This is a genomic window from Bacillus sp. AP50, from assembly GCF_040492675.1.
Lineage (GTDB): Bacteria > Bacillota > Bacilli > Bacillales > Bacillaceae_G > Bacillus_A > Bacillus_A cereus.
Genome location: NZ_JBEUTW010000164.1, coordinates 1 through 8,478 on the forward strand (window position 1 = coordinate 1; position 8,478 = coordinate 8,478).

An 8,478-nucleotide genomic window follows, 5' to 3' on the forward strand; every position below is an offset into this window, starting at 1 on the left:
AATCAACTCATTTAAAATTGACTTCACATAGTCTTGAATCATTTCAAATTGATCATCAAAAAAGTTTTTCGGTACGATTTGAAATGCGCCATAATACGTTGTATCTTCTATACGCACTTCAAAATGGTATAAACCACAGCGCCATGGATAAAAGAATTCTGTTTTCCCATGTTCATATATTAATACTCTTTGTTTTTTTTCATTTATTTCATATTGAGCCTCTTTTATATTTTTCTGTCCCTCATATACTTTATTCCATATAAAAGTAATATTCATTGGAATTTCATAATTGTACTGCAATCTTATTGGTTTTAATTCTTGTACTTTATAAATACATTGAACTAATGCTGTAGTAGATGTACAAAGACGATTTAATAAAATATAATCTCCTTTCCCCTCATTTCCAATGATTAACTTTAATACAAAAGGGAGCGTTTCATTCGTATCAACGATTTTTGTTTCGTAACGCCCTTCATTTTGCATATCCATACAGCTCCAGTTCTCTACGTTTTTCTCGTATATATGCTAAAGAGTGTTCAAATGTAGATACTCTGTTTGCAAGTGCAGATTGCAAAAGAGGTACTAAGGTCGCCCCCCTTTTTGCTTCTTCAGAAAGTAAAGGCCCAACCATCATTTCGGTCCCTCTGATTTTCGTCAATACACGCTGCTTTATTTGTAAATCAAACCCCTCTTCTCTACTGATCATATAGGTATGGTTATTTTGGAACGGTATGTTTTGCAAATAAGTCGCAATTGCATTTGCACATCGGAAAGAAATTCCCTTAGACGCGTCATGTGATGACAATACGACATGCAACTTATCTAATAGCTCTAATTCTTCTTCAGAAAACACTTCAATCATCGCTTTATTTCTCATCCAATTTATCCGAAATTCTCCCGCTGTTACTTTCAAAGGTGGATGTAATACGACTTTCCCCTGTTCCATGTCCATCTCACAAAACGGAATTTTCTGTAACGTTATTAGGTTCGTTCGATCTAATAATCGATCAGAGAGCTCTTTTGTTGTTTCATCAAAATTCACAGTACCTACAAATATAATATTTTCTCCAATTTCAATTGTTGATGGAATTGAATTCTCTATGTCCTGTACACCCTCATACAAGTTTAAAATACGATTTTTTGTTTCAAGTTCAAGAACAGATAGAAACGGAGTAAACCAATGCTCAATATGAGACATGTTCATTTCATCAAAAACGATTATATACAGTTGATTTGGATTTTCTTTCGCCTTCATTAACGTCCTAACTAACTTCGTTTCACTTTCAATAAAAGTACCATTTGGATGAAGGTAACCAAGTAAATCATGTGGTTCTTGATACGATGGCGAAATCGGAATCCAAACCAACTCTTCCCCATACTGTAACCCTAATGCTTCTGCATAAGTTTGCACAAACCGTGATTTCCCAACGCCCGGTATACCACCAAGAATCGTTAACATATTTGTTTTTACACTTATATGGAAATTATAAATATCCGTTTCATCCAAATATAACCCTTTATTATGCACCATACTTTGTACATACTGTAAAAAAGACGATTCACGCTCATCCCATTCCCATTCATCTTTTTGTACTTTTATATCCTCTACTTCAACTAGCTTACCTTCTTCATGCATTCGTTTTTTTAATTGCTCATACACATAATCACTTACAAAATATAATTGATCTTCTACCGCTATTTCTACATACTTCGTCCAGTCACTGCAGTTTATATATTTACACTCACGTTTCTGTTCAAAATAGGCGATTGAGCTAATTGATGACTTTAGGGATATGTTTCCGTAAAGTCTTCCATCGTGCCACAATAATTCGGGAGGCTCAAAGTCTTTCGGAAATTTTGGCATAAGAAATGATAAATAACCGTTGCTAAGTTTTCGTTCTAAAGATTCTCTTTTTTTATTATTTGTAACTTTAGGTGCCGGAATCATTTTATAGCTGCTTGCTATTTCTTTCGGTTCTTCTGTACATATTAACTCCACGTATACATTTCCTCTTTCATAATAAAGACGAAACATTACTAGTTGCTTTTCTAATTTCCTCTTCTTTAATTCCGAAAAGATTTTTTCATTCTTTTTATTGCTACATAACCCTTCAAATACATATGGTTCATTTGTAAATTGTTCCTGTAAAGTGAATGGTATTGGCGATAAGCATTGTACAAAGAAATTCTCTCCACTCTTCTCTTTCTCAGCTTTTGTAAATTTCCCTAAAAATCTCATATAGTACATTCGTTTTATAAAACTTGGCTGAAGAGCTTTATGTAATTTCACCTTAGTCACCTTCTTTTTTCATACTATTCTTAGTGTATGAAAGAAACGAAAAACTAGAAATAAAAAACCTGACGTTATCCGCCAGGTTCAAAATAAAAACTTATATTAATGAGAAGGAAATGCTTTTTTCTCCTGTAAAATTGCATTATGAGCAATTTTCATTTTCGCAAGTACGTAACGTAATCGATCTTCAGCGTTTTCATCTTTACTTATTTGTAATTCCGCCAAATTTTCAACAGAACTTGCTAAATTTTCAATGACTCCTCTTAGTTCAGGATGATGATTAAAAAAAGATTCTTGCACTAATACTTTCCTTAACTCACTAGCTAAATCAATTATTCTAGACAACTGTTCTTTTTCTTCCATTCTCATCCCTCCTGAATATCTTATGTAGTAAATATTCTCTAAACAAAGAAAAAAGCCCTTTAAATGAAAAGGACTTTTTACATTTTTATATTTCCAGTTAATAACATATATATGGATGTGATAGCCGCAACAATAATTGCCCACATCACATACTTCTCTGCACCTACAAAGCAACGGTTCCCTTGTTCTTTTCTTGCAAACGTGTAAACAATAATTCCAATTCCATACACAATTGAAACGAGTAGTAAATTCTTTAAACCAGCTGCATAAAGAAGCCATACAGAGTAAATAGAAGCAATTAAAGCCAACGCTCCGTTTTTAAATTTTGCGTCTTTTAGCTCGTTTGTAATGACTAATTTAAATTGGAATAACGCTGATAATAAATATGGTAATAAAATTGATGTTGATGCAATGAAATACATAATTTGATATGTTGATTCCGAAAACAAAACGATGATAAATATAATTTGGGCAACACCATTTGAAATCCATAATGCCATGTGCGGTGTTTGCTTTTTATTTGTTTTCGTAAAGACTTTCGGAAATACGCCATCTTTTCCTGCTACATGAGAAATTTCAGAAACAAGTAAAAACCAGCCAATTAATGTACCGACAAGTGAAGCAACTAATCCGATGTTAATCGCAACTGCACCCCATGGACCAACAACGTGCTCTAATACATGTCCCATTGACGGAGTTTCTAACACAGAAAGTTCGCCTCTTGTCATAGCTCCCATTGACAGGACAGAAATTAAAATATAAATGGACATTACTAAAATAAGTCCCAATACTGTTGCCTTACCAACATCTCGACTATTCTTCGCTCTTCCAGATAATACAACCGCTCCTTCAACTCCAATGAAAACCCAAAGTGTTACAAGCATTGTATTTTTCACTTGACCAAGTATAGCGGAAAGTGAGATCGTTCCTTCTCCCCAAAAATCATGTGTAAATGTGTCCCAGCGAAAGGCTGTTACCATTACAACAATAAATAAAACGATTGGAACTAACTTCCCTATTGTTGCGATAACATTCATAATAGAAGCTTCACGGATCCCAAATAAAATTAGAAAATGAAGTGTCCATAATAAAAGTGATGCCCCAACGATAGACGCAACATTATTTCCTCCTTTGAAAATTGGAAAGAAATAACCTAATGTACTAAACAGTAACATAATTGTTGCGACATTACCTAAGATTCCTGCTAGCCAATATCCCCAAGCACTATTAAATCCAATATATTCACCAAAACCAGCACGTGCATAACTATAAATTCCACCTTCAAGTTCCGGTTTTTGTCTTGCTAACGTTTGATATACGAGCGCAAGGGGAATCATTCCCATCGCTGTAATACACCAGCCAATTATTATTGCACCACTGTTTGCTCCTACTGCTAAATCATGCGGTAAACTAAAAACACCGCCACCAACCATTGTTCCAACTACTAATGCGATTAATGGAAAAAATCCTAACTTCTTTTCTATTTGTACCACCCCATCTGTCATTCTAGGTGTTATGTTCGTTCAACTATTAAAGTCACCTTTTTCTCTAATAGACGTTTCTCTTATATTTTTTCAGGAAAACATTACTTATTCTAAAAGAAAATGAGCAAAAATGGAATACTTTTTTGAAAAAATGTATAAGTATGCACAAAAAAACCGCTCATTTTGTAATGAACGGTCATTTCAAACATATAAATTTGTATATTTCTTGTAAATTTAACGAAGTAAATTCTCTTTTTGTAAAAATTGTTTTGCGACTTCTTCACTACTTTTACCATTTACGTTAACTTCATAATTCATTTTTCGCATTTCTTCATCTGTAATCTTTCCAGATAATTTATTTAATACCTTTTCAAGTTCAGGATATTTCTGTAACGTTTCTTTTCTTAATAATGGTGCTCCTTGATAAGGTGGGAATAAGCCTTTATCATCTTTTAGCACTTTCAGTCCGTATTGCTCCAATTCACTATCTGTTGAATATGCATCAATTACGTTAACATCTCCAGATTCAATTGCGCTATAACGCAGCTTCGGCTCCATCGTTTTAACATTCGAGAACTTATAGTTATATAATTTTTGCATTCCTTTATAACCATCTTCACGATCAGCAAATTCCAATGTAAATCCTACTTTGGCTTCCTGCGCAACATTCCCTAAATCAGAAATTGTATTTATATTCTTTTGATCTGCTATTTTTTTCGGCATGGCTAGTGCATATGTATTGTTATACTCCATTGGCTTCAACATAATCATATTATATTTCTTTTCCATTCCAACGCGAGCCTGCTCATATACTTCATCACGATTTGTACTCTTTGGTTCTTCTTTCACGAAAGTAGATAAAGCTGTTCCTGAAAATTCTGGGTATATATCTACTTCCCCTGATTTCAACGCTTCAAATACAAATGCTGTTTTCCCAAGACCTGGTTTTAATTGTACGTGTAAATCTGTATCTTGTTCAATAAGCTGCTTATACATTTGAATTAAAATTTCAGGTTCTGATCCAAGTTTGCCCGCAATAACAATATCTTTCTTTTCGGTACTCCAAAGAAATGGAGAAGCAATCATTATACAAACAATACATATCGTCAATATAACACGCTTAGAAGAGCGTTTCGGTCGTTCAAGTATGCGAAGTACTATATCAAAGAATAAAGCGAGTAACGCGGCTGGTACGGCCCCTAAAATGATAAGTGCATGATCATTTCGATCTATACCTAATAATATAAGCTTACCGAGCCCACCAGCACCAATGAGAGCTGCTAATGTAGCCGTTCCAACAATTAATACCATCGCTGTACGAATACCGGCCATAATAATAGGCAATGCAAGAGGAAGTTCTACCTTCCACAATCTTTTCCAACTATTCATCCCCATAGCTTTCGCGGCTTCTATTAGAGATTCATCTAATTCCCTTATTCCTGTATATGTATTTCGTAAAATAGGTAATAGTGCATACACAACTAATGCGATAATCGCTGGAAGTTTTCCGATTCCTACTAACGGAATTAAGAGTCCAAGCAATGCAAGTGATGGCACTGTCTGCATTACTGCAGAAGTTCCTATTATAAATTCAGCCATTCGTTCTTTTCTTGTTAATAAGATGCCAAGTGGCACTGCTATAATTACTGCAAAAAATAATGAAATAAGCGATATTTGTAAATGCTCACTTAATGCAGTTAGTAATTCTATTTTTCGTTCTTGGAACGTTTGTATAAAATTAGTCACTGTTTAGCCTCTTTCCTTCATTTGTTCAACAATGTAATTGACAATATGACGACTTGTTAACGCTCCAATATATTGACCGTTTTCTTCAACTGGAACGACCTCTTCATCACGCACACGAACTAGTGCTTCTTGTAAGGAAGAATGTAATGATAGCGCCTGCCCTTCTAATTGCACACTTTGATCAAGTGGCAATACATCTGCTACACTTTTCCCCTCATACCAAGTTCGCCCATGATTTCCAATGAACTCCTCTACAAATTCATTTTTCGGATTATGTATAATTCCTTCTGGTGTATCTAGTTGAACAACTTTTCCTTCTTTCATAATACAAATGCGATCTCCAAGTGATAATGCTTCTTGCATATCATGTGTTACGAACACGATTGTTTTTTGAATCTTTTTTTGCAACTGTACAATATCCTTCTGAAGCTGTTCCCTACTTAATGGATCTAACGCACTAAATGGTTCATCCATAAGAACGATTTTCGGGTTTGCGGCTAATGCTCGCACGACACCGACACGTTGTTTTTGTCCTCCTGACAATTCATCAGGCATACGATCTCGATATATATCCGGCTCTAATCCAACCATATGTAACAAGTCATCGACGCGTGCTTTAATTTCTTTTTTGCTCCATTGCCTCATTTCAGGAACAACTGCAATATTTTCAGCAATTGTCATATGAGGAAACAAAGCAATCTGTTGCAACACGTATCCTATATCCCAACGTAATTCGTTTATATTATATTGTTGAATATCTTTTCCATCGATTAAAATCGATCCTTCAGTCGTTTCGATTAAACGATTAATCATCTTCATTGTCGTTGTTTTCCCGCAACCACTCGGACCGATGAGAACAAAAAATTCTCCCTTTTTAATTTCTAAATGCAATGAATCCACTGCTTTCGTGCCATCTTCATACGATTTTGACACATGATTAAATTGAATCACAAATACAACTCCTTTACTGTTGTTTCCTTTATTTTGATGGAATATGGCATTCATTTCAAATGATACGCTTTTAAATTAAAAAAGAGCTCACATTTGAGCTCTAACGGTCGAACAATATTGTTTTCATTATAGCAGCATATTCGCGAACATACATTTTTCTCTTAGAACGAATTGGTGTTTCAGCAGCTAGTGCCTCCATCTTCATGCCTAAACGCTTTGCAATTATTTTCGTTCGATATAAATGATACGTATTACTTACAACTACCGCATGTTTCACATTATATAAATCCATACTAAACTTTAAGTTTTCATACGTATTTGTAGATTGATCTTCTATTAAAATACGACTCTCATCTATACCGTGTACCATTAAATAGTTTCTCATGCTGTGAGCTTCCGGTATATCTTCATCTTCTCCTTGACCACCTGAAACAATTACTTTCGCTTCAGGATGGGAAAATAAATACTCCAACGCTACATCCAAACGATTTTGAAGAGATAAAGACGGTCTATCTCCAAATAACTTTGCACCCAGTATAAGAACGTACGGAGAGTGATAGCTCAACTTTTCACGAGCAACTTTGTTCATTCGAAACGTCATATAAATGATGTATAGTGGCGGTAATAATAAAATGATAAGAAAGATCCATTTGTTCATAAATAAGTTTGCACTCCCTTTCTTTTTATTATATAGAAAAAGAAAGGGAGGCAGAAGTGTTTTTTTAAACGATTGATTTATTAGAAACGTTCGTCCCTACTTTACGTTGTGAATATACATAATAAAAAGCAATTCCTAATGATAGAATCAATATACAGCTAAGTACGTAAAACGGGAGCATTACCCCAGCTTTAGATACACCAACTGTAAACAGCATTAATAATACAATTCTTATTCCTGTACCAATTAATCGAAATAAGCTATCCACTCTTCCCATTACTTCGTTTGGAATTTCCTCCATCATCAATACATTTCTCGCCACTCTTGTACCCGCATTTCCAACTGCATGAAAAATTGCAAGTCCATATAAGAAAATTACGGAAGGTTCAATAATCATTGCGGTAATTGAAATTACATAAATGAACATCGTCATAACGATTGAAACTTCTGTTTTTACATATTTCATTATGAGTGGAATACAGATTCCTGCAACAACCGCTCCAACACCGTACATCATCCCCTCTATTGCGTATACAGAGGCATTGGCTTTAAGTATATCCGAAATATAAACTGGTATTAAATAATTTGCCATCATAACACCTATAAACGGCATATAAGTGGCCAGTAAGAACCAAAAGATCTTAGGACGTTTTTTCATAAAGTGAATTCCTTCAAACAATTGCTTCTTAAATGTTATTTTTCTTTTCACTTCTTTTTTCTTTACGTACGGTATACATAAGAAAAGAAAAAATGCTCCAGCAAAAGTTAACATGTCTACTAACAAAATCCACTTCAAAGATACAATTTCAATTAAGAAGCTCGCGGCCGCTCCAGAAATAACTTGTGTTAACTGTCCTTGTATTTCCATCGTTCCACTTAAACTTTTATAATGTTCTGCTTGAAATATCTCTTGGTTGAACGCAAATATTGTAGGATAAAATAATAAATAGTAGAATGATCCGGCTATATAAATAAGAATATAG

The 8,478-nt window shown here is 34.4% G+C and carries 7 protein-coding genes and 1 pseudogene; all 8 read right to left on the reverse strand.

Features of this window, described 5'->3' with window-relative positions; all coding sequences use genetic code 11:
• A pseudogene (locus tag ABWK52_RS14205) lies at positions 1–483 on the reverse strand (hypothetical protein); the annotation flags it as partial.
• Positions 473–2,290 (reverse strand): AAA family ATPase, encoded by a 1,818-nt coding sequence (locus ABWK52_RS14210; RefSeq protein WP_000766197.1) that lies wholly within the window; start codon positions 2,288–2,290, stop codon positions 473–475. The pseudogene ABWK52_RS14205 and the gene ABWK52_RS14210, both read right to left, overlap by 11 nt.
• Positions 2,291–2,395: 105 nt before the next feature.
• Positions 2,396–2,656, reverse strand: coding sequence for a hypothetical protein (locus ABWK52_RS14215; protein ID WP_000391445.1), 261 nt, complete (start codon positions 2,654–2,656; stop codon positions 2,396–2,398).
• 77 nt (positions 2,657–2,733) lie between these two features.
• Positions 2,734–4,161: a basic amino acid/polyamine antiporter gene (locus ABWK52_RS14220; protein ID WP_000129443.1), complete on the reverse strand. Its 1,428-nt coding sequence runs from the start codon at positions 4,159–4,161 to the stop codon at positions 2,734–2,736.
• A 213-nt stretch (positions 4,162–4,374) separates the two neighbouring features.
• Complete coding sequence (locus ABWK52_RS14225) at positions 4,375–5,886, reverse strand: ABC transporter permease/substrate-binding protein (protein ID WP_097998211.1); 1,512 nt, start codon at positions 5,884–5,886, stop codon at positions 4,375–4,377.
• Positions 5,887–5,889: 3 nt separating this feature from the next.
• Positions 5,890–6,837, reverse strand: coding sequence for an ABC transporter ATP-binding protein (locus ABWK52_RS14230; protein ID WP_000614082.1), 948 nt, complete (start codon positions 6,835–6,837; stop codon positions 5,890–5,892).
• Positions 6,838–6,937: 100 nt separating this feature from the next.
• Positions 6,938–7,495: a YdcF family protein gene (locus ABWK52_RS14235; RefSeq protein WP_001045713.1), complete on the reverse strand. Its 558-nt coding sequence runs from the start codon at positions 7,493–7,495 to the stop codon at positions 6,938–6,940.
• Between the two features lie 64 nt (positions 7,496–7,559).
• Positions 7,560–8,478, reverse strand: a 919-nt coding sequence (locus tag ABWK52_RS14240) for an MFS transporter (protein WP_353771965.1), incomplete at its 5' end; no start/stop codon positions are given.

Excerpts from the sequence above, each read along its gene's own strand:
- ABWK52_RS14215 (WP_000391445.1), bottom strand. The coding sequence starts at position 2,656 with ATGGAAGAAAAAGAACAGTTGTCTAGAATAATTGATTTAGCTAGTGAG.
- ABWK52_RS14235 (WP_001045713.1), bottom strand. The coding sequence starts at position 7,495 with ATGAACAAATGGATCTTTCTTATCATTTTATTATTACCGCCACTATAC.
- ABWK52_RS14220 (WP_000129443.1), bottom strand. The coding sequence starts at position 4,161 with ATGACAGATGGGGTGGTACAAATAGAAAAGAAGTTAGGATTTTTTCCA.